We start from the raw sequence: 22,873 nt of genomic DNA, 5'->3' as shown, positions 1-22,873 counted from the left end.
GTGAAACCGGTTTCGAATGCCAACGGAATTCTGAGCGCTCCCGTTTCCGTCAGCCTCACCAGGAACGGCGAGAACATCGTCAAGACCTGTCAGCGGGTGCTGACCGTACGCAACAACGTCGCGATCGATGTCGTCGGCTGCCGGCCGAACCCCGGTGACGTGGGCGTCGACGTCACCAATCGGATCGCCGGCAAAGTCGGCAAACAGTAGGCGTCGCGCCGTCCGCACGAATTCGGCAGCTCTCGCTGGGCTTCTCGCAAACGCCCCGGGACCCTCGCCGCTGTCGTATGCTCCATCCGCAAACAACCTCTCAATAGCCCACGCGCAGGATGCGCGAAACGCTGTCGAGCCGCCTCGAGCAGGAAGGCACGAAACGATGCGCCAATTTGCAGTCGCCGTAGCCGTCGCCACTACCGGAATACTGGTCGCTGCCTGCGGCGGCAGCAACGGGAGCGGCACCGCTTCGTCGTCGACCACGACCACCACGACATCGTCCAAGCCACCGCTGGCGCAGGCGGCACTGCCGAGCCTGCTGCTCACGCCGGGCGATGTCGACAGCGTGCTGGGTGTCACGGGTTCGAAGGTCGACAAGACGTTCGACGCGCTGCAAGAGGACATAAGCGCCGAGGTGTTTCCCAAAAATTACAAGTTCCCCGGCGATTGTGTCTACATCACCGGCGAGGCGCTGACACCCATTTACACCGGCAGCGGCAACACCGCAATGCACGGTGAGCGCGACCTTGCGCCCATTCCCCCGAGTTCGAATGATCCCAACCCCGACGTGACCCAGTTTGTGGTGTTATTTCCCTCCGCCGACCAGACCAACGCTTTCTTCAACACGTCGGCCCAGCGATGGCCGGCCTGCGTGAACCACCAGGAGACCGTTCCCAGCGGCGAGCCGGACGGCCCGGACATTCAGTGGAAGACGGGACCGGTTTCCAACGCGAACGGGATACTGAGCACCGTCGTGAGCGTGACCCTGGGCAAGGGCAGCGACACCATTTCCCAGACCTGCCAACGGGCTCTGACGGTACGCAACAACGTTGTGATCGACACCGAGGCCTGCCGCAAGGATCCGGCGGACGCGGGCATCAGCGTCGCCAAACAGATCGCCGGCAAGGTCGACAAGCAGTAGCACTCTCATGCCGGCTCCCTTGGCGTTCAGGCGAATCGGGCAAGCCCGAGACGACGCCCGCGACTTTGGTAAGAATGGGTTGCTATGCCGCGTAATTTCGACGTCTCGACCGAATCGACTGCCAGCGTCGAACAGATTTATTCGGCGTTCAGTCGGGAGGAATATTGGCTGGCGCGCATCGCGCTGGGGGACGCCGGCGACCACCACGCTGGGTTCGCTGAATGTCGACCCCGACGGCAGGCTGACGGTGCGGGTAACTCAGCACGTGGGTCGCCAGCTGTTACCCGGCCCGGTTGCCAAATTCGCGCCCGGCGAGCTGAAACTCGTGCATGAGGAGACATGGAAACCGAACGGAGACGGCCACGTCCTTGGACAGGTCAACGTCTCGACCTCACCCGGGGTCGGCGGCGCCCGGGCGGAGGCGCGGATGGAGCCCTCCGGCGACGGCACGCAGTTGCGATTCGCGATCAAGGTGCACGTCAAAATCCCGTTGGTGGGCGGCAAGCTGGAGAAGACTCTCGGCGCGGGTTTGTCCGAGAGCATCCCGGCGGTGCAGCGCTTCACCACCAGCTGGATCGCCGAACACCCTTAGCGCTTGGCAACCAGCGCCGATTCCCAAACCGGAAGCCCAAAACGATGCTTCGTAGCCGGTACGCCGCACCAATAATGGCGCTGGGCATCGCCGTCGCGGCGTGCGGCTCGCACCAGGCAGCGGGCCCGACCACATCGGGTTCGGCGAAACCGCCGGCGAATTACAGCACGGCCGCTTCTCCGACCACGAGCGTCGTACCGGCGGGGACGACTAGCGCACCGCTGGAATGCATCGGATTGTCGATCTGCACACCGCCGCCGCCGGACGCCGAGGGCAACCCGGCGTGCTACTCTCCGATGGCTGGCAAGCCAATTCGGCCGGGGCCGGGATCGAAGTCTGGTACTTCCATGAGCCGCAGAATCTGTCGAAGCCCGACAAGGTCACGGCGGTGGTCCGCAAGAAGGACGGCACCACCGAGTTCCAAGATGCCGCGATCGAGGCAGGCCAACAAGCGCACCGTTTCGAGTTCCCGACGATCGACAAGTCCGCGGTGCAAGAGGTCCTGCTCGTCACCAGCGGTGGTCGCTGCTTCGTGATCGGCGGTTGAACATGATGCTCCCCCTTTCGGTTTCGCATCCAGTGAAAGACAGCGGCTCCTTCGTGGAAGCGTAAGCCTTTCAGCCGCAGGGTGTTTAGCCGCCGGTCAACTAGGTAGGCTTCGTCGTTAGTGCAGGCGACGGACGAAGGAACACCAGATGACCCGCATACGCACCATGACGCAGGCGGACACCGACGAGTGCGCGCGGATCTGCTACAAAGCCTTCAACGCGATCGCCGCCCGGCACAACTTTCCGTCCGATTTCCCCTCGGTGCAACATGCTCACGATCTCGTCAACACGTTGCAGGCGCACCTCGGATACTTCAGCGTCGTCGCCGACTCCGATGGCCGGGTCGTGGGCAGCAATTTTCTCGACGAACGGTCGGCGATCTTCGCGGTGGGCCCGGTCAGCGTGGCCACCGACGTTCAGGACAGCCGCGTCGGTCGCGCCTTGATGCAGGCCGCGCTGGACCGAAGCGCCGAGCGGCAGGCGCTGGGTGTACGACTCGTGCAGGTCACGTATCACAACCGTTCGATGAGCCTCTACACCAAGCTCGGGTTTCAGACCCGCGAACCGCTGGCGGTGATTCAGGGCAAGCCATTGTCGATGCAGATCAGCGGATTTGACGTGCGCGCGGCCCACGAAGCGGACTTGGCCGACTGCGACAAGCTCTGTTTGCAGGTGCACGGCCACGACCGGAGCGGCGAGCTGCGCGATGCGATCGCACACGGGTCCGCCAAGGTCGTCGAACGCGACGGCCAGATCACCGGATATACCACCGATGTCGGGTTCACCGGCCACTCGGTTGCCGTGAGCAACGAAGACCTGATGGCGTTGATCGCCGCCGCGGACGAGTTCTCCTGGAATGGATTCCTTGTTCCGTTGCGCAACGCCGACCTGCTGCGGTGGTGTTTCGACCGCGGCTTGCGCATCGTCTACATGCTGAACATGATGTCGCTGGGGTACTACCAGGAGCCCCGCGGATCCTTCTTGGCGTCGATTGGCTATTGACGGCTAACCCTAAGTGCTGACCGTCATTCCGGCCGCCACCGAGTCGAACACCTGGGTCACCAGGTCGACCACCTCTTCGCGCGTGACGTCCAATTCCCCATCCAGCCAAGCGAGCAGGTAGGCGTCGGCGGCGGCTACCACCCCGACGCCGAGCAACAGTCGCGTTCGGTCATCGACGCCGTCCACCGCCGGCAACAAGTCGGCGACGAGCTGGGCCAGCTTGCGCAGTCCTTCTTGGCGTTGCCCCGCAACCGTCGGCCCCCCGGAGAACACTTCGCGAAGCTTGATGCGCGCGTGGCCGGGGTTGCCGTCCAGCCCGCGGCTGATTGCATCGATCATCGCGCGCGCACCTTCGGAGCCTCCGGCGGTGGCGGCGATCGCGACGCGGGCAGCCCTGACTTCCTCGTCGATGAGTTGGTCGTAGGCGGCCGCCAGCAGCGCGTCCAGATCGGCAAAGCTCTCGCCGAAGTAACGATCGCGCAGTTCGGCCTGTCGCAGCACCGCGCGGATTGAGGTGCTGGCATAACCATGCTCGCCAAACAGCTCGATGCCCGCATCGACCAATCGAGCGCGGCGCTCGGCGACCCGTTCCGCCGCGGTCTTGCCGTCGTAATCCCTCATTCAAAGCCTTCTGATGGCACGCGTCCCATGATGCAAAGCGTAGGTCAACCCGCGCTCTTTCCTCCATGCAACGTGAGGGCAGTCACCATCTGATTGCACTTGCCTCCAGATAACGGTACGTTCGGCGCATGACCTCTTCACGGCAAGCTCCGCCCGATAATTCGTTTGACTACGTCATCGTCGGTGCCGGCAGCGCGGGTTGCGTGCTGGCCAATCGGCTGTCCGAAGACCCGTCGGTTCAAGTGCTCTTGCTCGAGGCGGGCCCCGAGGACACCGCGGACGCCATTCGGGTCCCGGCGATCTTCAGTTCCCTGTTCGGAACCGAGGTCGACTGGGATTATCGCCTCGAACCGCAGACGAATTACCAGGGATCGATGACCTAGCCGCGCGGCAAGACGCTGGGTGGTTCGTCGTCGATCAACCTGATGGTCTACATCCGCGGCGACCGCTCCGACTTCGACGGGTGGAGCGAACGCGGCTGCCTTGGTTGGGATTACGACAGCGTGCTGCCCTACTTCGTCAAAGCCGAGAACAACAGCCGCCTTGGCGAATCGCTGCATGGGCAGAGCGGCCCCCTGCACGTCGAGGACCGGATGTTCACCCACGAGCTGTCGCACAACTGGGTCAGCGCGGCCGGTGAATGGGGCTTGGCGAACACCGACGACTTCAGCGGCGCCGCCCAGATCGGTTCTGGCGCTTACCAAGTCAGCTGCCACGAGGGCCGGCGATGGTCGGGCGCCGACGGCTATCTGAGACCGGCGCTGGATCGACCCAACCTCACCGTGCGAGTCAACGCCCAGGCGACCCGGATCCTGCTGGACGGCACCCGCGCCACCGGGGTGGCCTACGTGCACGATGGCACGGAAGTCGCCGCGCATGCCGGATCCGAGGTGATTCTGGCCGGCGGGACAATCAACTCCCCGCAACTGTTGCTGCTGTCGGGCATCGGTCCGTCCGGGCCGCTGCGCGCACTGGGCATCGATGTCGTTTCGGACCTGCCGGGCGTCGGGGGAAATCTGCACGATCACACGATGACCCCGATCGTCTGGGCGACTCAGGGCTCGACCGACCTGCTGGAGCTGGCCAGCCCGGAAAATTTTGCGCTCTGGCAAAGCCGGCACGGTGGTCCGTTCGCATCCAACGGCGCCGAGGTGGGCGGGTTTCTCTCCACCATCGGTGACGGCATCCCGAATGTTCAATTCATCGGTGGGCCAACGTCATTCGTCGACCATGGGCACTTCGCCCCGCCACTGCCCAACTTCACCATGAACGCCGCGGTGCCCCGCCCCCGGAGCCGGGGCCGGCTCTGGCTGGGCTCTGCCGATCCACTGGCGCCTCCTCGCATCCACCCGGCCTACTTCTCCGACCCGGCCGACGTGCACGACGTCATCGCCGGCCTCAGCGCAGCGATCGAGATCGCACAGCAGCCCTCGTTGCGCAAGTTCCTCAAAGAACTGAACCTGCCCACCGAGGCGAACCCGGACCAGGCCGGTTTGGCCGTTCACGCGAGAAAGTGGTCGCAGACCGAATACCACCCGGTCGGCACCTGCGCGATGGGTGTCGACGAACGAGCCGTCGTCGATCCCGACCTCAAAGTTCGTGGTATCGACGGGCTTCGGGTCGTTGACGCGTCGGTGATGCCCGCAATCATCAGCGGCAACACCAATGCGGCAACGGTCATGATCGCTGAAAAAGGCGCCGACCTGATCAAGAATTCCCGGCACCCCAAATCCGATACTCGTTGCTGACGACGACTTCCCTACTGCGGCAGCATCTCGCCGTGTGTCTCGGGCGCCAATGGAATGATGAACAGCCCGATCACGAAAACGATCGCCGTCAGGGCAACGGGTAAGTCGAGGGTATGGGTGTGCAGCACCGCCGCGCCGAGCATGAAGTTCACGCCCGCGCCAACGAAGCGGCCGAACGATGTGCAGAACGCGAACGCCGTTGCGCGGACCCGTGTCTCGAACTGTTCGGGCAGTCACAGACTGAATAGCGCGAAGTTGGCGCCGAAGAAGCCCAGCACGAACAGCCACGCGATAAACGGTGCAAGGCCGTCAGGCAGATAGAACGCCCAGCCGAAGCTGCCGGTGATCGCGACCGCCATTCCCGCGAAATAGATCGCGGCCGTCTTCCTGCGTCCGATGCGCTCGGCGATCGCCGGCAGCGCAATACAACCCAGGATCGTTTCGATCGACAACAAGCCCGTTGCCCACGATGCGGTTCTGGTGGCGTCGCCTTTGCCCATCCCCGCGTGCTGCGCCAGCTGAATCACGGCCGTCGGCTCGTACACCGCGCCCGCCCACAAGCCCACGATCGCGATCGTCAACAACGCGCAGGCCACCCAGGTTCGGCGCCGGTACCGCACGCCCAGGATTCGCGCAACGGGTTCACGCGAACGGAGCCGCCCGAGTCGGCCCGCTGCCACCTGTCGGTCTCCTTCACCCGCGTCAAGAACAGTATCGCGACCACGATGGGCACGGCCCCGGTCAGAAACATTGCGCGCCAACCGAAATGGACGCCGATGGCGTAGTTGAGCGCCGCGGCCAAGAAGAAGCCGGCGTAGTAGCCGGTCTGCAGATAACCCGCACCCATCTTGCGTCGATCCTCGGGCCATGCCTCGGCCACGTAGGTTCCAGCCAGGGCCCACTCGCCGCCGATGCCGACCCCCGCGATGAAGCGGAAGGTGGCGAGCTCCCAGACGTCGCGAATGTGAAGATCGTCGCGGCCAGCACCTTCGTCCGCCCGAACTGGTCGGCGATCGGGCCCCAGATAAAGGAAAGCCCCCAGCCCACCAGGAACAGGGCGAACAGGATCGATCCCACGACACCGACGTTGGCCGGCGTCGCGGACATGCCCGACCGCGGCAACAGTTCGGGCAGCGCCGGCGTGAGCACCAGCAGCATAGATGAACGAATCCATGCCATCGAGCGTCCAACCGGTCCATGCCCCCCAAAAGCCGAGAATTTGGGAGCGATCCAGTGGCGTCCGATGGCGTGTCGGCACCGTGCGCTGTTCTGTCGTTGAACTCATAGCGTGCCCCCGGGCTGAAATGGAATTGGCTCGCGAGATTGTGCGTTAACGCGAGTACCGAATTATATATAATATGTGATGTCCGACTTATATATAATATGTGATGTCCGACGCTATGACTCATTCCCTCCTAGCCAGACCGGCGGCAGCGTTGCCGGCTTCGCTCGCGTGAGCGGAGCGGGGCAGTACGTCGCGGATGATCGCCAACGCGTTGCGTGCCGCGATCGTCGACGGCAGCCTGGCCCCGGGCACGCCGTTGCGCCAGGACGCGATCGCGCGGCACTTCTCGGTCAGCGCGATCCCCGTCCGGGAAGCCTTGCGCCAACTCGAAAGCGAAGGCTGGGTGAAGGCCGAGATCAACAAGGGCGCCACCGTTGCGCCGCTGTCGGCACAGGAAGCGCGGGAGATATACGAGATCCGCGCCGCGCTGGAAAGCCTGGCGATCGGACTGGCCATACCCGCTCACACGCCGGCTTCGTTGCGGAATGCGGCCGCACTCTGCAAGGCGGCATCGGCCGAGAAGGATCCGTCGCTCTACGTCGCGCGCAACCAGGCGTTCCATTTGAGCCTGTATGTGCCTGCCGGCGAGCGCAGCTATTCGAGATGATCGACATGCTGCATGTCCGGGGTGAGCGTTATCTTCGGCTCAAGTTCGGCTTGCCCGCGTACAAGCGCGCCTCCAACCGCGAACACGCCGTGCTGCTCAAGGCCGTCCGCCAGGGCGATGTCGACACCGCCCAGTCGCTGGTCACCCAGCATCTCCTCGACACCGGAGAGCTGCTCTACCGCTTCCTCTCCGAGTCCGCGAACCCGGATTGATCGCAACGCCGGCAGCTATGCCGAATCGCGTAGGAGACAGAGCTTTTGACGGACCGCTGGTCTCCCGCGCCGAAACGGACGGCGCGAACCAGAAGTCGCTGTTGACGTGGATGGCGCGCGCGCATCCCAATTGGGGATATTTGCATGCATTTTCGCGCGAGTACCGTCGCCGAGCACGCCCTCAACTATGCCGCGGCGAGAACGCCGAGGCGATATCCCGCACGCAGCCGGCCACAAGCCCGCGTGCAGTGGCCGGGCGCGTCCGTATCGTCGGCCCGTAGGTAATTCCGGCCGCAGATCTGTTGCGCTACATTGAGTCATCGCCTACCAGGTTCAACGCGGAACGAGGCCATCGTGGGATTCATCACGCCGGACCTTCCAGATGTCGACCACGACACCTGGCCCACGCTGCCCCGGTCCACACGCATGCAAGTGGTGACCCGGCATTGGGTGGAGCACGGCTTCGGCACCCCGTCGGCGATCTACCTGCTGTATGTGCTGAAGATGGCGGCCTACGCCGGTGGGGCCGCCGCCGTCATCGCGTCGACCCCGGGTCTGGGCGGCCTGGGCCACATCCAACAGTGGTGGACGCAACCGATCGTGTACCAGAAGCTCGTCGTCTTCACGCTGCTGTTCGAGGTCCTTGGCCTGGGCTGCGGGTTCGGCCCGCTCACGGCCAGGTTCTGGCCGCCGATAGGCGGTTGTCTGTTTTGGTTGCGGCCCAACACGATTCGTCTACCCCCGTGGCCGCGGGTGGTTCCGTTCACCCGTGGCGATAGCCGCTCGCTCGTCGACGTCGCCCTCTACGCGATCGTGCTGGCCTCGGGCATCTGGGCGCTGCTGTCGCCCGGTCGCGGCGGCCCGGTCACCGCGGCCGGCGACGTCGGCCTGCTCGATCCGAGGGTGGTGGTGCCGATGATCGTCGCCCTGGCGCTGCTGGGCCTGCGCGACAAGACGGTGTTCCTGGCGGCGCGCGGCGAGCATTACTGGCTGACCCTGTTCGTGTTCTTCTTTGGCTTCACCGATCAAATAGCCGGCTTCAAAATCGTCATGCTCGCGCTGTGGTGGGGCGCGGCGACCTCCAAGCCCAACCATCATTTCCCGTACGTCGTGGCGGTGATGACCAGCAACCATCCGCTGTTGCGGAGCAAACTGTTCAACTGGGTCAAACACCGGCTCTACCGCGACCCGGTCAACGACCTACGTCCGTCGTGGGTGCCGAAGATCATGGCGCACGTCGGCGGCACCACGGCGGAGTTCCTGGTGCCCTTGGTGCTGGTCTTCTTCGCGGACGGCCACCGCTGGGCCTGGTTCCTGATCGGCTTCATGGTGATCTTCCACCTCAACATCATTTCCAACCTCCCGATGGGAGTTCCGTTGGAGTGGAACGTCTTCTTGATCTTCTCGCTGTTCTATTTGTTCGGCCACTACGGCTCGATTCACGTGACCGACCTGCAGTCACCGCTGCTGCTGGCGATCCTCGTCGTCGCGTTGGCCATCGTGCCGATCCTGGGAAACCTGTTCCCTCAGCAGTTTTCGTTCCTACCCGCGATGCGCTACTACGCCGGTAACTGGGCGACCAGCGTGTGGTGCTTCCGTGCGGGTGGCGAGGAGAAGATCGAAGCCAACGTCACCAAAAACTCTGCGCTGACTGCCAAACAACTGACCAAGCTCTACGACGCCGCGACCGCCGAGATCACCATCGACAAGGCCGGCGCGTTTCGGTCGATGCACACGCACGGCCGCGCGCTCAATGGGCTGCTGCCTCGCGCCATCGACGACGAAGCCGACTACCGCATGCGCGAGGGCGAGATCGTGGCCGGCCCCCTGGTCGGCTGGAACTTCGGCGAGGGCCACCTGCACAACGAGCAACTGCTGGAGGCCTTGCAGCGGCGCTGTCGGTTCGACGAGGGCGATGTCCGGGTGGTCATCCTGGAGGGCCAACCCATTCAGACCCAACGGCAGTGGTATCGCATCGCCGACGCCAAGGCCGGCGTGATCGAGGAGGGTTACGTCACCGTGGCGGACATGCTGACGCGTCAGCCGTGGCCCGAGCCCGGCGACGAGTTTCCCATCCATCTGACCCGCGGAGACGACGCCAAGCGGCTATCCACGGCCGACTAGCTGCACCTGGGTGTCTGCATCCGACCGTTGCGGCGGCGACGGCTGGCCGGTGCGGTGAACCCACCGATGTCGTCGAAATGCGCCCAGGCGCCGCCGTCGTCAACTTCCATGCGCCAGCCCAGCTCGGAACTGTCCGCGACGGTGTCCATGAACCACGCGTATGCGGCTTCTGCGCTGTCGAAATTCTTCGCCCCGACTATCTCGCCATGCGGGTCGATAACTCGAAAGGCGGTCATGCGAAGTAATTATCCCCTTCGGTCAAGTTTCAATCGCCCGCTATTTTCGACCGAAGGGGCCCGTTTTGCCTGATTACAGCGTGCGAGTCAACTGCTTCGCCAGCAATTCGGCGAATCTGGCCGGGTCCTCAAGCGCACCGCCCTCGGCCAGCAGCGCCGTTCCGTACAACAATGCCGCGGTCTCGGCGACGGTGGGATCGTCGGGCCGCTCCTGGTGGGCTTGGCGCAACCCGGTGATCAGCGGATGCTCCGGGTTGAGTTCCAGAATCCGCTTCCCGATGGGGATGTTCTGCCCGGAGGCCTGATAGATGCGTGCCAGCGCCGGACTGATCCCAAAAGCGTCGGTGATCAGGCAGGCCGGCGATTCGGTCAGGCGAGTCGACAGCCGGACCTCCTTGACGTGGTCGGTCAACGTCTCCTTCAACCAAGCCAGTAGGTCGGCAAATTCTTTCTCCCGCTCCTCGCGCTCGGCGTCGCTGGATTCCTCGTCGGAGTCGAGGTCCACTTCGCCCTTGGCCACCGATTGCAGCGGTTTCCCGTCGAACTCCGTCACGGTGCCGACCCAGACCTCGTCGACCGGGTCGGTGAGGATCAGAACCTCGTAGCCTTTGGCCTTGAAGGCCTCCAGATGCGGCGACTTCAGGATTTGCTGCCGAGTTTCGCCGGTGGCGTGGAAGATCTGCTCTTGCCCCTCTTTCATGCGCTCGACGTATTCGGCGAGAGTGGTGGCGTCCTCCTCGCTGTGCGTCGACGCGAACGAGGAGATTTGCAGCAGGGTGTCCTGGTTGTCGACATCGGACAGCAGGCCCTCTTTGAGAACCCGACCGAACTGGGTCCAGAAGGTGCGGTAGTCCTCGGGCCGCTCGGACTGCAGGTCCTTGATCGTGGACAGCACCTTCTTGGTCAGCCGCCGACGGATCGCGTTGATCTGCCGGTCCTGCTGCAGGATTTCGCGAGAAACGTTGAGCGACAGGTCTTGTGCGTCGACCACGCCCTTGACGAACCGCAGGTACTCCGGCATGAGCTGGTCGCAGTCGCCCATGATGAACACCCGCTTGACGTACAGCTGGACCCCGACGTGGGCGTCGCGGGTGAACAGGTCGAACGGGGCGTGCGACGGGATGAAAAGCAGCGCCTGGTATTCGAAAGTGCCCTCGGCCTTCATCACGATGACCTCGAGCGGGTCGTCCCAGGCGTGGGCGATGTGCTTGTAGAACTCCTTGTACTCCTCGTCGGAGACTTCGTCCTTGGGCCGGGTCCACAGCGCCTTCATCGAGTTCAATGTCTCGGTTTCGAGCGTGACGGTTTCCTCGCCGCCCTCTTCGGTGGCGGGCGTCCGTTTCTCGACCTGCATCCGGATGGGCCACGCGATGAAGTCGGAGTACTGCTTGACCAGGCTGCGGAGCTTCCACTCCGAGGTGTAATCGTGCAGCTCGTCCTCGGCGTCCTCCGGTTTGAGGTGCAGGGTGACGGCGGTTCCCTGCGGGGCGTCTTCGACCGATTCGATCGTGTAGGTGCCCTCGCCCGTCGACTCCCACCGGGTGGCTTGGCTCTCGCCGGCCTTGCGCGTCAGCAACTCGACCTTGTCGGCCACCATGAACGACGAGTAGAAGCCGATACCGAACTGGCCGATCAGTTCCTCCGACGCGGCCTCGTTCTTGGCCTCCCGAAGCTGCTGGCGCAGTTCGGCGGTACCCGATTTGGCGAGCGTGCCGATCAGGCCGATGACCTCGTCGCGGGTCATGCCGATGCCGTTGTCGCGGATGGTCAGGGCGCGCGCGCCCTTGTCGACGTCGATCTCGATGTGGAGGTCGGATGTGTCGACATTCAGGTCCTTGTTCCGGAACGCTTCCAGCCGAAGCTTGTCCAGCGCGTCGGAGGCATTCGAGATCAACTCCCGCAGAAACGAGTCCTTGTTGGAGTAGACCGAATGGACCATCAGGTCGAGGAGTTGGCGGGCCTCGGCCTGGAATTCCAATTGTTCAACACCGGCATTCATGGCATTCAAATCTACCGTTGCGCTCGGGCTCTACCCTGAACAGGTCAGCCCCACCGATGAAGGGACATCTGGTGTCTGTTGCTCAACGCGAACGTGCCGCCCTCGTCGACACCATGCGCACCGTCGGGCCGGACGCGCCCACCCTGTGCGACGGCTGGACCACCCGAGATCTGGCCGCCCACCTCGTGATTCGCGAATATCGCGCGGATGCCGCGCCCGGCATTCTCATCCCGTTCTTCGCCGGCCACACCGCCAAGGTGCAAAACGCGGTGGCTGAGCAGACGGAGTGGGAGACGCTGCTGGACAAGGTCGCGTCCGGTCCGCCCCTGTACTCACCGCTCAAGCTGCTCGACCCGGTGGCCAACGTCGGCGAGATGTTCATCCATCACGAGGACGTGCGTCGCGCGCAGCCGGACTGGGCGCCGCGCGTGCTGGAGCCGGCCCTGGCGAAGAGCCTGCGCCGCACGCTTCCGCTGATGGCCCGGATGACGCTTGGGAAGGTTCCCGGCCGGGTCGCACTCCGACTGCCGGAGGGCAAGACGGTGCTGATCGCGAGCAGCGGCCCGGCGGTCACGGTGACGGGTACACTCGAAGAGCTGCTACTGTTCTCGGTCGGGCGAGCGGCCCGCGTGGAGTTCGACGGCGACCCGTCGGCCGTGCAGGCCGTCCGCGACGCGCCCAAGGGTTTGTAGGCCACCGTCGCACCATCCGGCTCGGCTGTCACACGGGCCACATCAGCACCGCGAAGCTTCGGGTCACACGGTTTTCAAACGCGATAGCGCATGCGGTATCGCGTTGGTAAACCGTTACCGGCCAGCATTTTTGGTGCCGACGGCCTCGCGCAGCTCCTTTTTGATGACTTTGCCGAATTGGTTGCGCGGCAAGGTGTCGACGATGACGAGGTGTTCGGGATGTTTGTAGCGGCTCAGGCCCAGCGAATGACAGTGCCGCACCAGGGATTCCAATGACACGCCGTCGGCCGAGGCGGGTACCACGACGGCGCACACCCGCTCCCCCGCGCTGTGGTCGGGCACTCCGATGACGGCAACATCGGCGACGGCGGGATGGGTGGCGAGCACGTTTCGATCTCGAGGGCCGAGATGTTCTCCGCGTTGCGAATGATCGCGTCCTTGATCCTGCCGGTGACCCGGACGTTGCCGTCGGCGTCGATCAGCCCCAGATCCCCGGTGCGGAGCCAGCCGTCCTCGTCGAACGCAGCGGCGTCGAGACTCGCGTCCGCGTAGCCGAGGAAGCATTGCGGTCCCTTCAGCCGTAGCTCTCCTTCCCGACCGACGGGAAACTCGTTCTCGCGGCCGTCGACCACGCGGACGCTGACCCCCGGAACCGGTGTGCCGACGGTGTAGTCGAGCACCTCGGGCGCGGCGTCGAGCGACGGTGAGGTCGCGACCGGAAACTCGGTCATCCCCCACGCGTTCGCGATGCCGGGCACCCCGAAGGTTTCGCGAACCTGTCGTCCCAGTTCGGCGGTGATCGGCGCACCGCCGGCGATGCAACCCCGCAGTGCACCGAAGAGGGGCCGATCACCGTGGCCCGTTGCGCTTCCAGGAAAGCGGCGAAGAACGGTGTGGCCGTGCCCAGAAAGGTCGGATTGTGTGCCGCGATGGCCCGCGGGGTCGCGACCGGGTCGAATACCTCGAACAGCGCCAGGCGCATGCCGGTCATCAGCGCGGCGGCGATCATCGCGGCTCCGCCGATATGGGCGATGGGAAAGGCGATCGGGTCCACGTCGTCGGCGGTGATACCCATCGCCGCGACCATTCCACGCGAGCCGGCGATCACCGTGCTGTCGGTGTGACGAATCCCCTTGGGGGCAGCGGTAGTTCCCGACGAGTAGTAGATCCACTGGTTGTCGCCGCCGGCCGCCGCCGCCAGCGCATCGGGCATCCGCGCGCGGCAGCCGTAGCTCACCGGCCCGCGGCGGTGTCGCCAGGTCGACGGTGATGACCTGCAAGCCCCTCGCCGAGGCCAACGACCGGGCCAGCGCGCCGTGATCGAATCCTCGCCAAACGTCGGGCACCACAAGGAATTCGGTCGACAGCTGCCCGGTGATGAAGGCGAGCTCCCGCTCCCGCAGGATTGGGATGATCGGGTTATGCACCGCGCCGAGTCGGGCCAGCGCCGCCATGACGACCACGGTCTCGAGTGTGGTCGGCAGCTGCCAGGACACCACGGTTCCCGCACCGATCCCGCGTTCGGCGAACGCGGCCGCCGTCGCGCATGCGGCATCGCGAAGCTCTCGCGCGCTCAGGCTGCGGCCATGGTCGTCGGCGAACAGCCGCCGATTCGGCTGGCGGTGGGCCGCCTCGGCGATCAACGTCCAAGAGGTGACGTCGTTTCCGGTCGTCATCCGGCGGGCGGCAAGTCCGAGGGTGGTCGAAATCCGGAGTGCGCGATGGATACCGCCACCGCGCTGCCGACTGGACCACGGTGGTCCACGACGACGGCCGACCCGTTGGCCACCCCGTCGTCGCTGTAGTGAGTCAGTGCGGCCAGCCCGATATGGGGTCCTTCGGGCAGCCGGCTCAAGGTGAGCGTGTAGTCGACGTTGATGAACTCCAGCGCCTTAGTGCCCCAGTTCGCGATCGCCGCGGTGACGTCGGCACACAGCGCGGCGCGGGTGAACGGCGAGAGAGGCTCGTCGTCGATCAAGGAACGCGTCTCGTGCAGCCACGTGTACTTCGGTCCGGTCGTGTCCCAGTCGGGATCGGGGTTCTGCAGCTCACCGCCTCAGCCGTAGGTCCGCAGGAACAGCGTCGGCTTGTCACCGTCGTGCTCGGTGGGCAGCCGCGGCATCTGAAGGGGTTGCGACCACACCTTGCCGTCGGGCTGCGAGCCGCGCCGCAAAAATAGCGCGCTGGCCCGCGCGACCGGTTCGCCACGCTGCACCAGAAGGGCCTCGACCAGCCGCAATCGCCGGCGTTTGTGCTGCACCGTGGTGTGCACCTCGAACGGCTCCAGCGCGGCCGGTGCGGGCAGGTCGACCGTCAGCCGCGCGGGTTGCAGCTCTGGGTCGTCGACCTCGCCTTCGAGGGCCGCGGCCAGGATGCCGCCGCCGACGTGTCCGCTCATGGACGGGCCCCACCCACCGCGCGCTATTGCCGTTGGCACGTAATGACTTCCGTCGCGCATGAAGTAGGGTCTCGGCGTCCTGAAGTCGACGTTGTCGGGCACGATATCGGGCTCGGTCACCACATGAAGCTCCGCGCGAACAGGGCTTTCATCGAAATTCCTCCTCTGAGGTAAGCAACAGTAGATATTACAGTTCGACTTCCAGGTCATCCGTTATGCGGTCAGTGTTTGTGTTAAAACCACACTCGCACAGCAGCATTGACTTTCTCATCCATGGTTCGGCCCGCTTGCCGACCGAATCACGAGAGAGCGGCCAAAGGCTTTGCAGGGAGAAGGCACAGCCGACTCATAGCTAGGCTATCTAGTGTTGGATGAGTTGGGGGTCAGCATTCGACAAATCCACTAATGAACGAGTGGGGGAAATAATATGAGACTCAAGCAATTGAATGCGGCGGGCACGCTGGCCGGCACCTTCAGCGCGGCAGCGCTGGGCGTGGGTGCCGGTTTGGCCAACGCCGCTCCCGCAGGCCCGGGCGGCCATGGCGCTCCGGGACCTGGCGGTGTCCACGCGCCGACGGGGCCAAACGATCCCGGCGGCCCCGGTGGCCCCGGCCCGGGTGGACCGGGTGGACCGGGTGGTCCCGATGGTCCCGGTGGTCCCAGTGGCCCCGGCGAACACGGTCCTGGCGGACCCGGGTGGGCCGGGCGGACCCGGACACCCGGGTGGTCCCGGGTTCAACGGGCCGGGCGGACCTGGCGGCCCCGGCGGGCCGGGTGGCCCGGGCGGACCCGGCGGTCCTTGGCACGGCGATCCGCACCGCGGCTACTTCAACAACACACCGTGGGGCAACGGCCCTGCCCCTTGGGGACCGGGCGAACCGCCCCAGCCGGCGTGGGATCGACCGCTTCCGCCGCCGGGGGGCCCGTGGAACTACGGCCCGATCAACTACTGGGGCTACCAGGAGACCCCCGTGTGGGATCCCGGTTTCAACCAGTGGGGCTTCTGGTTCTTCGGAGTCTGGATCCCGCTGTAACAGCTGACCACAGCCCCACCGCGACGCCCGTTTCGCCACTCGGCGAGGCGGGCGTCGTGCGTGGCACTCAGGGTTCGCCCGGCGCAGCCGTACGGAACGTCTTACACTGCTCGCGTGAAAACTGCGGATGACCGTCGACGTCGACGGACGCGTGAAATCACGGTGGCCATACGAAGTTTCGTCGTCGTCCTCGTCGCGGCGTTGGCGTCGAACTGGGCGCCGGCCCGGGCCGCCGGAAACCGCACCATCACGCTGACGCTGGTGCGACATGCACAGTCGGCGGCCAACGCCTCGGGATTGATCGACACCTCGGTTCCCGGTCCCGAACTTTCACCCCGCGGCTTCTGCCAGGCGGCCGTCGTGGCCCCGCAGCTGGCGCCGAACCACTACGACGGCGTCTACGCGTCGAACCATGATCCGCACCCAGGAGACGGCGGCGCCGACGTCGCAGGTGCTCGGCGAACCCGTCACGGTGCTGCCCGGGCTGCGGGAGATCGAGGCCGGCAAGTTCGAGGACACCCCGAGGCCGACATCCCCCAGACCTACTTCGCCGCACCGGCGCGCTGGATACAGGGCGACCGCACCGCACGCATCCCCGGCTCGGTGGACGGCAACGAGTTCAACGCGCGATTCACCGAAGCCGTCCAACGCATCTACGACAGCGGCGAGCAGTACCCGGTCGCGTTCTCGCACAGCGCCGCGATCATGTTCTGGGTGCTGATGAACGCGCGCAACGCGGACCCGTCGTTGCTGAAGACCAAGTCGCTGACCAATGTGGGCCATGTGGTGGTGACCGGGAATCCGTCCGACGGCTGGACGATGACCGAATGGGATGCCGATCCCCCGCCGTGCTGATCGATCCGGCGCTTAGCTCTTGACGCCGACGGTTATCACGTCGGATACGAATCGGGTCCAGAACGCCCGCGGGATCCGGTGCTGATCGGTGACGGTGAACCCGGCACCCTCGAAGATCGACCGCACCTCGGCGGGCGAGGCGTTGTGCTGAGGTTTCCATCTGTTCGTCGACGGCAGATGCAGCAGCGTTTGTCGCGTACTCAACGCGGAGACCGCCGCCAGCCCACCCGGCGCCAGTACCCGATGGAACTCCCGCAGCGCGGCCGGCTGGTCGAAGAAATGGAATGCCGAAGTCGTCACGACCGTCGAGGCACCCGTCGTCAAAGGGCAGCTGTTCGGCCTGGCCGCGTATCCATTGCACCCGCTCGGATCTGGCCCGCGCCTGGGCGAGCATGCCGGCGGACATGTCGACCCCGTAGATCGCCTCGGGGTGTAGTTCGCGCTCGATGCGGTCACTGAGAAGGCCTGTCCCACAAGCAATGTCAGCGATCTTGCGCGATTGATGGGCACGCAGCCGCGCGATGACCTCGTCGTGCGGCGGGCGGTAGACCCACCGCTGCAACGCGGGCTGGTCGTAGACGGGGGCAAGGAAACTCCACAACCCGGTGATGGCGTTGTTGAACCCCCGGCGTTGCGGCGTGGTCATACGACTTGTTAGTGGTGGCCCGGCAATCCGGGTCCACCGGGGCCCCGGGCCCACCTGGCCCACCCGGCCCGCCTGGACCTCCCGGTCCACCGGGGCCGCCCGGTCCATTGGCGGCCGGAAGCACGAACACGCATTGGTTCAGCTCGACGCTCCAGGCCCAGCCGGGGGCACAATACGGCTCGGCCCGGCTGACGGCGGGCGCGGCGATCCACGTCGTCGGCAACCCCGCCAACACGAGAGCGAACACGCCGACCGCGCAACGCCGTAGCAATGGCGGGCGGGTCAGCGCTGTAGTCGTCTTGCTCGTGTCGGTTCTCCTCCCCGAAAGCATCCGGCCACCGACCGGCAACATCATTGTGGACCAGCCGAACCGTTCGCGGTCCGGATTGGTCGGCGTCGAGTCACGTCGCACGGCGACGGCTACGCTGCGGCGCATGGACGCGTCCAAGATCGAGCTCGGGACCGTGTTCCGGTTCCCCCACGACGACCGGCCCCACCGAGTTCTGCTGTACGACGGCGATGTCGTCATGTACGACGTCTGGGGCCGCATCTGAACAGCTGGGGCCTGGCGGACCTCGCAACCGTCCGGCGCAAGCGCATCGCCTACTACGTCACCACCGTCGCCACGCTGGTGGAAAAGGCGACGCGGCTTCGTGCCGAACCGCTGTCGGCCGACGAGCAGACCATTCACCGACCGGACTTGCCGTTCGCGCCGCTGCAAGACGCGGCAATCGCATGGTCATCTGGTCCGGCCGGGCGACTGACGAAGGGCGGATCGACGCTCAGCGCTCCCGCTATTTATCTGTCACCCTTCGGGCCTGCTGGCGACACCAAGCCGGGACGGCGAGTCGAGGCCGTCAACGGCTCCTGCTTCTCAGCCGAGGAACTGTTCGGCGCGGCTCGGGCCGTCCAGGCCGCGCACCTCGGCGATGAGTCGCCGGTGACGGGAGTAGGAATCTGCCGCTCGGGCCTACAACGGGGCCTGCCCGAGTTCTACCTGTGGGGATCCGTCAGCCGATTGCACGAAACGCTTGCAGCGCATGGGAATCCCTAAGTTCAGACACAGGTAAGCGCTCTAGCGTGGCAGAGTGACCCATCGCCAAGAACGCGCAATGTCCTTCGGATCGATCGCCGAGGACTACGACGGCCTGCGACCGCAGGCCCCGCAGCAGGCGGTGGATTGGCTGGTGCCGCCCGGTGGTCGGGTGGCCGTCGACGTCGGCGCGGGAACCGGACTGATCAGCCGCACCCTGGTGGACCGAGCAGCTCAGGTCATCGCGGTAGAGCCCGATGAGCGAATGCGCAAGGTGCTGACCGAGCGATCCCCGGGAGTGCGGGCGCTCGAGGGGCGCGGTGAGTCGATACCGCTCGCGGACGCCACCGCGGACGGGGTCTTCGTTTCGTCGGCGTGGCACTGGATGGATCACGAACGGGCCGTTCCGGAGATCGGTCGGGTGCTGCGCGACGGCGGCCGCTTCGGCCTGATCTGGACCAGCCGCGACCGAGAGGTGGACTGGGTGCGTGACCTCGGCCGGCTGCCCGGCCAAGACCTCGAGGAGGTCCAGTCGGTCGACCGATTCCGGCAACGGTTGCACTTCGACTTGCCCGAACCGCAGATCTTCCACAACATCGAGCGGCAGATCTTCCGGTTCGTGCGGACGATGACGCTCGAAAACGCCGTGGCGATGCTGGCAACCTACAGCCGGGCCATCATCGCCTCGCCGGAAGACCGCGCCCGCACGCTCGACCAAGCGCGCGCGGCCATGCAGGCACGCTTTCCCGGCGCCGACCTGATCGATATCCCGATGCGCGCCTGGTGCTGGCGCGCCGACCGGGTTTCCCGCGGTGACCAGTGATGCGGGACGTGACTGTTCGGCCACGTCATAGCGCATGCACTAGCGCTGTAGAGAAACACGTCTTCCCTTCCGCATGGTGTTGAAGTGGCCAATGAGCAGACTGCTGGTCTCGAAACGTACGCAACTGTATGCATCCAGACTTTGCTCGCATCGGCGCCTCGGCACGCTAGGCTGGGCCCGCACCACTTCGCCGATGCCCCCTGAGGCCGGACCAGGCGCGCGACAACTGAAGATCCGGGATCCGCAATGAGATTTGTACTCGCAATTTATGGAACTCGGGGGGACATCGAGCCGTCAGTCGCTGCGGCCGTGAACTGCTGCGCCGCGGCCATTACGTGCAGATGGCCGTCTCGCCCGATCTGGTGGGCTTTGCCGAAGCTTCCGGCGTCAGTGCGGTCGCATATGGGCTCGACACGCGCGAATGGCCGGATACCTATCGCGACTTCTGGTCCTCTGCCTTCCACAACGCGTGGAAATCCCGTCGCTGATCGGGATGTGGCGCGACCTTCGCGACTCGGTAATCCGGAGCTGGGTGCAGATGAGCGAGACGCTGACGCCGCTGGCGGACGGGGCCGACGTCCTTTTCACCGGCGAAAGCTTCATGGAGACCGCGGCCAACGTTGCCGAGTATTACGACATGCCGCTGGCCACCCTGCACTACGTCCCGATCCGCGCCAACGGCCAACTCGTCCCGGTCGTGCCTGCGCCATTGGCCCGCTCGGCCATGAGGGTGTCCAACTGGTTGACATGGCGGATGACCAAACATCTTGAGGATGCGCAGCGCCGGGAACTGGGCTTGCCCAAAGCAACTCGGCCCGCCTCGCGACGCATCGCCGACCGCGGCTCGCTGGAAATTCAGGCCTACGACGAGGCGTGCTTCCCCGGCTTGACTGCCGAATGGGCGAAATGGAAGAGACAGCGCCCGTTCGTCGGCGCGCTGACACTGGAAAAGACGACGGGCGCCGACGAGGAAGTCGCGTCGTGGATTGCGGCGGGAACGCCGCCGATCTGCTTCGGCTTCGGCAGCATGCGCGTCGAGTCTCCCGCGGGCACGGTCGAAATGATCAGCGCCGCATGCGCGCAACTCGGTGAGCGGGCGTTGGTGTGCTCCGGCTGGAGCGACTTCGGCGAGGTGCCACATTTCGACAACGTCAAGGTGGTCGGCGAAGTCAACTACGCCGCAATCTTTCCCGCCTGCCGCGCGGTGGTGCATCACGGCGGCACCGGCACCACGGCCGCGGGCCTGCGGGCCGGAGTGCCCACGCTGGTCCTCTCGGTGGACCTCGTCCAGACCATCTGGGGAGCGCAGATCACCCGACTGAAGGTCGGTGCCGCCCGGCGGTTTGCGAACACCACCCGCGCGTCACTGGTCGCCCATCTGCGTCGGATCCTCACGCCGGAATGCGTGGCTCGCGCCCGCGAATTCGCCACTCGGATGAGCAAACCCGACGCGAGCGTGGCCGGCGCCGCCGATCTCCTCGAGGGCCTGCCCGAAACGCTCGGCGATCAGCCCAGTTCTGCGCTCAGGTAGCTGATGGTGCGCCGAAACTCGGCCAGCAGTTCGTGATCCGGCGGCGTGAACCCGTGTTCGTCGTACAGGTCTTCGGTGGCGTACTGCGTCACCGTCCAACCGGTAGCCGCCAGATGCTCGCCGGCTTGACGCCGCTCACCGACCCACACCAGATCGGCTACGTCGAAATCGAGCCCGTGCTTTTGCCAACCGCTACGCAGGGCTCGCACGCGTTCGTCGGTGAATACCCGCATGTCGGTGATGTTTTCGGTGGCCAGTCGGCTGCCCGGGGCGCTCAGCGCGGTGATGTTGTCCAGCAGCCGATCCTGGGCATCCGGCGGCAGATACGGCAGCAGACCCTCGGCGATCCACGCCGTCGGCGCCGCGCTGTCAAAGAAGTTGTCGCGCAGGGCGGTAGGCCAGTCATCGCGTAAGTCGACGCCGACGGCTCGACGTTCGGCGGTCGGTTCGGCGCCGATCTGAGCCAACGTAGTGCCCTTGAACACGATTACCTCGGGCTGGTCCACCTCGAAAACCACCGTGCCCGCCGGCCACGGCAACCGGTAGGCGCGGGCGTCGAGCCCGGCCGCCAAGATGACCGCCTGACGGATCCCACTCGCGGTCGCCGCGAGGAAGAAGTTGTCGAAAAACCTTGTGCGCACGGTCATCTGCTCGCAGCGCTGTCGCGCTGTCAGGGGCGCATCGGCGTCGTCGAGGGGAATATCACCGTCGAGCATCCGGGTGAAGAAAGGGTGGCCCACCGCACGGACCAACGGCTCGGCGAACCGATCGTCGAGCAGCGGATCGGGTTCGCGTGACGCCAGCGCCCGAGATGTCGCCACCATGGTCGCCGTCGCCCCCACGCTGGAGGCCAAGTCCCAGCTGTCTCCTTTGGTACGCGCTGCGCCATCCGATGACACCGTTACCCCCGTCCTGAAACCGGTCCGCGAGAGCAGAACTTCGATAGCCTCCACCATAAACGACGAAGTTCGCCACACGCGTCGCAGGCGACACTAAAGTGCTCTGGATGAGCAGGAACGTGTTGGCCATCGGCAGAAGCCGCTGGATGGCGATCGCGGCCTCGCTCATCGTTTCTGCCGGCATGATCTACGCCCAGGGCACCAAGACCACGAGCTACGTCGAGCCCCCCACCGCAAGCCCGACGGTGGCCGCGGCCGCGCCCCCGAAGGACCCGGCGACCGGACTGGGACCACACGTCGCCACTCCCGCGGAAGCCGAATCGTTGGCGGCGCTGGCCGCGACCGCACCCACCGGGGCGCAGGGCTTCCAGTTCCCGCTGCCCGCCGGCATCGCGTCGGAGGACCGGTTGCAGGTCAAGACCATCTGGGCGGCTCGTGTCATCAGCGTGCTGTTTCCACAGATCAAGACCATCTACGGGTATCGGCAAGACCCCCTGCCGTGGCATCCCAACGGGTTGGCGATCGACGTGATGATTCCGAACCACGGCAGCACGGAAGGCATCGAGCTCGGCAACCAGATCGCCGGGTATGCGCTGGCGAATGCGAAGCGCTGGGGCATCAACCATGTGATCTGGCGGCAGAAGATCTACCCCGGTCCAAACTCGGGAGCCTGGACGGCCGACCTCGGGAACGAAACCGCCAACCACTACGACCACGTCCACATCACCACCGGCGGCGGCTATCCCAAGGGCAACGAGGTCTACTACATCGCCTCGATGACCCCTGCGCCGCCGGAGTAGGACCTCAGCCGGTCACCGAATGCCCGCGAGTTTGCGGGCGGCACCTTTACTCG

At 65.4% G+C, this 22,873-nt stretch carries 20 protein-coding genes and 8 pseudogenes; 18 read left to right on the top strand and 10 right to left on the bottom strand.

Translation table 11 applies throughout. The features are described 5' to 3' along the window. The 5 genes and pseudogenes from T428_RS35220 to T428_RS0101215 all read left to right on the top strand — a co-directional run bounded on the left by T428_RS35220 (position 1) and on the right by T428_RS0101215 (position 3,277). Positions 1-210, top strand: coding sequence for a sensor domain-containing protein (locus T428_RS35220; RefSeq protein WP_051465087.1), 210 nt, complete (start codon positions 1-3; stop codon positions 208-210). 166 nt (positions 211-376) lie between these two features. Next, positions 377-1,135 (top strand): sensor domain-containing protein, encoded by a 759-nt coding sequence (locus tag T428_RS0101230; RefSeq protein WP_025735034.1) that lies wholly within the window; start codon positions 377-379, stop codon positions 1,133-1,135. A gap of 84 nt (positions 1,136-1,219) precedes the next feature. After that, positions 1,220-1,727, top strand: a pseudogene (locus T428_RS24935) (DUF2505 domain-containing protein). Positions 1,728-1,953: 226 nt separating this feature from the next. Continuing rightward, on the top strand, positions 1,954-2,274 hold the full coding sequence (locus tag T428_RS33885; protein ID WP_245604692.1) for a hypothetical protein: 321 nt from the start codon (positions 1,954-1,956) through the stop codon (positions 2,272-2,274). A gap of 148 nt (positions 2,275-2,422) precedes the next feature. Then, positions 2,423-3,277, top strand: coding sequence for a GNAT family N-acetyltransferase (locus tag T428_RS0101215; RefSeq protein ID WP_025735033.1), 855 nt, complete (start codon positions 2,423-2,425; stop codon positions 3,275-3,277). 9 nt (positions 3,278-3,286) lie between these two features. On the opposite strand, the gene T428_RS30850 is transcribed toward T428_RS0101215, so the two are convergent. Further along, positions 3,287-3,898, bottom strand: a complete 612-nt coding sequence (locus T428_RS30850; RefSeq protein WP_025735032.1) for a TetR/AcrR family transcriptional regulator — start codon at positions 3,896-3,898, stop codon at positions 3,287-3,289. A 128-nt stretch (positions 3,899-4,026) separates the two neighbouring features. Here T428_RS30850 and T428_RS35600 point away from each other — a divergent pair, with 128 nt between their 5' ends. The 3 genes and pseudogenes from T428_RS35600 to T428_RS33875 all read left to right on the top strand — a co-directional run bounded on the left by T428_RS35600 (position 4,027) and on the right by T428_RS33875 (position 5,646). Continuing rightward, complete coding sequence (locus tag T428_RS35600; RefSeq protein ID WP_211243879.1) at positions 4,027-4,281, top strand: lycopene cyclase family protein; 255 nt, start codon at positions 4,027-4,029, stop codon at positions 4,279-4,281. Positions 4,282-4,293: 12 nt separating this feature from the next. Beyond that, a pseudogene (locus tag T428_RS33880) lies at positions 4,294-4,917 on the top strand (GMC family oxidoreductase); the annotation flags it as partial. A 12-nt stretch (positions 4,918-4,929) separates the two neighbouring features. Then, positions 4,930-5,646: a GMC family oxidoreductase gene (locus T428_RS33875; protein WP_342666141.1), complete on the top strand. Its 717-nt coding sequence runs from the start codon at positions 4,930-4,932 to the stop codon at positions 5,644-5,646. Between the two features lie 11 nt (positions 5,647-5,657). On the opposite strand, the gene T428_RS33430 is transcribed toward T428_RS33875, so the two are convergent. The 3 genes from T428_RS33430 to T428_RS33420 form a co-directional block, all read right to left on the bottom strand. After that, positions 5,658-5,798 (bottom strand): hypothetical protein, encoded by a 141-nt coding sequence (locus T428_RS33430; protein WP_211243877.1) that lies wholly within the window; start codon positions 5,796-5,798, stop codon positions 5,658-5,660. Positions 5,799-5,879: 81 nt separating this feature from the next. Further along, positions 5,880-6,227, bottom strand: coding sequence for a hypothetical protein (locus T428_RS33425; RefSeq protein WP_211243876.1), 348 nt, complete (start codon positions 6,225-6,227; stop codon positions 5,880-5,882). After that, positions 6,224-6,820 (bottom strand): MFS transporter, encoded by a 597-nt coding sequence (locus T428_RS33420; RefSeq protein ID WP_211243875.1) that lies wholly within the window; start codon positions 6,818-6,820, stop codon positions 6,224-6,226. The genes T428_RS33425 and T428_RS33420 overlap by 4 nt, the downstream gene beginning before the upstream one ends. Before the next feature lie 307 nt (positions 6,821-7,127). On the opposite strand from T428_RS33420, the pseudogene T428_RS24910 reads away from it, so the two are divergent. Together T428_RS24910 and T428_RS0101180 are read left to right on the top strand one after the other, a co-directional pair. Then, positions 7,128-7,750, top strand: a pseudogene (locus T428_RS24910) (GntR family transcriptional regulator). A 354-nt stretch (positions 7,751-8,104) separates the two neighbouring features. Then, positions 8,105-9,874 carry a DUF3556 domain-containing protein gene (locus tag T428_RS0101180; RefSeq protein WP_025735029.1) on the top strand — a complete coding sequence of 590 codons (1,770 nt, stop codon included), beginning with the start codon at positions 8,105-8,107 and terminating at the stop codon, positions 9,872-9,874. On the opposite strand, the gene T428_RS0101175 is transcribed toward T428_RS0101180, so the two are convergent. Together T428_RS0101175 and htpG are read right to left on the bottom strand one after the other, a co-directional pair. Next, positions 9,871-10,110 (bottom strand): hypothetical protein, encoded by a 240-nt coding sequence (locus T428_RS0101175; protein ID WP_025735028.1) that lies wholly within the window; start codon positions 10,108-10,110, stop codon positions 9,871-9,873. The two genes, T428_RS0101180 and T428_RS0101175, sit on opposite strands and share 4 nt — an antisense overlap. A gap of 73 nt (positions 10,111-10,183) precedes the next feature. Further along, positions 10,184-12,109, bottom strand: coding sequence for a molecular chaperone HtpG (htpG, locus tag T428_RS0101170; protein ID WP_025735027.1), 1,926 nt, complete (start codon positions 12,107-12,109; stop codon positions 10,184-10,186). A 71-nt stretch (positions 12,110-12,180) separates the two neighbouring features. Here htpG and T428_RS0101165 point away from each other — a divergent pair, with 71 nt between their 5' ends. Further along, positions 12,181-12,801 (top strand): TIGR03085 family metal-binding protein, encoded by a 621-nt coding sequence (locus tag T428_RS0101165; RefSeq protein ID WP_025735026.1) that lies wholly within the window; start codon positions 12,181-12,183, stop codon positions 12,799-12,801. Between the two features lie 114 nt (positions 12,802-12,915). Here the strand turns inward: T428_RS0101165 and T428_RS24905 are convergent. Continuing rightward, positions 12,916-14,477: pseudogene (locus T428_RS24905) on the bottom strand (class I adenylate-forming enzyme family protein). Continuing rightward, positions 14,474-15,259: pseudogene (locus T428_RS24900) on the bottom strand (acyl-CoA thioesterase domain-containing protein). The pseudogenes T428_RS24905 and T428_RS24900 overlap by 4 nt, the downstream one beginning before the upstream one ends. Before the next feature lie 367 nt (positions 15,260-15,626). On the opposite strand from T428_RS24900, the pseudogene T428_RS24895 reads away from it, so the two are divergent. Together T428_RS24895 and T428_RS24890 are read left to right on the top strand one after the other, a co-directional pair. Beyond that, a pseudogene (locus tag T428_RS24895) lies at positions 15,627-16,233 on the top strand (chitin-binding protein). A 114-nt stretch (positions 16,234-16,347) separates the two neighbouring features. Further along, the gene (locus T428_RS24890) at positions 16,348-17,088 is read left to right on the top strand and encodes a histidine phosphatase family protein (RefSeq protein WP_245604691.1); all 741 of its coding nucleotides are present in this window, start codon (positions 16,348-16,350) and stop codon (positions 17,086-17,088) included. A 12-nt stretch (positions 17,089-17,100) separates the two neighbouring features. Here T428_RS24890 and T428_RS24885 read toward each other — a convergent pair. Beyond that, a pseudogene (locus T428_RS24885) lies at positions 17,101-17,734 on the bottom strand (class I SAM-dependent methyltransferase). Positions 17,735-18,039: 305 nt separating this feature from the next. Here T428_RS24885 and T428_RS33105 point away from each other — a divergent pair. The 4 genes and pseudogenes from T428_RS33105 to T428_RS24880 all read left to right on the top strand — a co-directional run bounded on the left by T428_RS33105 (position 18,040) and on the right by T428_RS24880 (position 21,121). Continuing rightward, positions 18,040-18,288, top strand: a complete 249-nt coding sequence (locus T428_RS33105) for a hypothetical protein (RefSeq protein ID WP_169733599.1) — start codon at positions 18,040-18,042, stop codon at positions 18,286-18,288. Between the two features lie 77 nt (positions 18,289-18,365). Continuing rightward, positions 18,366-18,788: a hypothetical protein gene (locus tag T428_RS0101120; protein WP_025735022.1), complete on the top strand. Its 423-nt coding sequence runs from the start codon at positions 18,366-18,368 to the stop codon at positions 18,786-18,788. A gap of 34 nt (positions 18,789-18,822) precedes the next feature. After that, positions 18,823-19,590, top strand: a complete 768-nt coding sequence (locus T428_RS0101115; protein WP_025735021.1) for a class I SAM-dependent methyltransferase — start codon at positions 18,823-18,825, stop codon at positions 19,588-19,590. A 246-nt stretch (positions 19,591-19,836) separates the two neighbouring features. Continuing rightward, positions 19,837-21,121 (top strand): annotated as a pseudogene (locus T428_RS24880) (glycosyltransferase). On the opposite strand, the gene T428_RS0101105 reads toward T428_RS24880, so the two are convergent. After that, entirely contained in the window at positions 21,097-22,020 is a 924-nt protein-coding gene (locus T428_RS0101105) for a class I SAM-dependent methyltransferase (protein ID WP_025735020.1), read from the bottom strand. The pseudogene T428_RS24880 and the gene T428_RS0101105 overlap by 25 nt on opposite strands. Before the next feature lie 107 nt (positions 22,021-22,127). On the opposite strand from T428_RS0101105, the gene T428_RS0101100 reads away from it, so the two are divergent. Next, complete coding sequence (locus T428_RS0101100) at positions 22,128-22,820, top strand: VldE C-terminal domain-containing protein (protein WP_025735019.1); 693 nt, start codon at positions 22,128-22,130, stop codon at positions 22,818-22,820. Positions 22,821-22,873: the final 53 nt, after the last annotated feature.

The sequence above is a fragment of the Mycobacterium genavense ATCC 51234 genome (assembly GCF_000526915.1).
Classification (GTDB): Bacteria; Actinomycetota; Actinomycetes; order Mycobacteriales; family Mycobacteriaceae; genus Mycobacterium; species Mycobacterium genavense.
Note: the sequence above shows the minus strand (reverse complement) of the source record. Positions and strands in the feature narration are given on the sequence as shown.

Bases quoted from the DNA above. Each gene is read 5' to 3' on its own strand.
- T428_RS0101230 (WP_025735034.1), top strand. From the start codon at position 377: ATGCGCCAATTTGCAGTCGCCGTAGCCGTCGCCACTACCGGAATACTG.
- T428_RS33885 (WP_245604692.1), top strand. From the start codon at position 1,954: ATGCATCGGATTGTCGATCTGCACACCGCCGCCGCCGGACGCCGAGGG.
- T428_RS0101215 (WP_025735033.1), top strand. From the start codon at position 2,423: ATGACCCGCATACGCACCATGACGCAGGCGGACACCGACGAGTGCGCG.
- T428_RS30850 (WP_025735032.1), bottom strand. From the start codon at position 3,898: ATGAGGGATTACGACGGCAAGACCGCGGCGGAACGGGTCGCCGAGCGC.
- T428_RS35600 (WP_211243879.1), top strand. From the start codon at position 4,027: ATGACCTCTTCACGGCAAGCTCCGCCCGATAATTCGTTTGACTACGTC.
- T428_RS33875 (WP_342666141.1), top strand. From the start codon at position 4,930: ATGACCCCGATCGTCTGGGCGACTCAGGGCTCGACCGACCTGCTGGAG.
- T428_RS33420 (WP_211243875.1), bottom strand. From the start codon at position 6,820: ATGGATTCGTTCATCTATGCTGCTGGTGCTCACGCCGGCGCTGCCCGA.
- T428_RS0101175 (WP_025735028.1), bottom strand. From the start codon at position 10,110: ATGACCGCCTTTCGAGTTATCGACCCGCATGGCGAGATAGTCGGGGCG.
- htpG (WP_025735027.1), bottom strand. From the start codon at position 12,109: ATGAATGCCGGTGTTGAACAATTGGAATTCCAGGCCGAGGCCCGCCAA.
- T428_RS0101100 (WP_025735019.1), top strand. From the start codon at position 22,128: ATGAGCAGGAACGTGTTGGCCATCGGCAGAAGCCGCTGGATGGCGATC.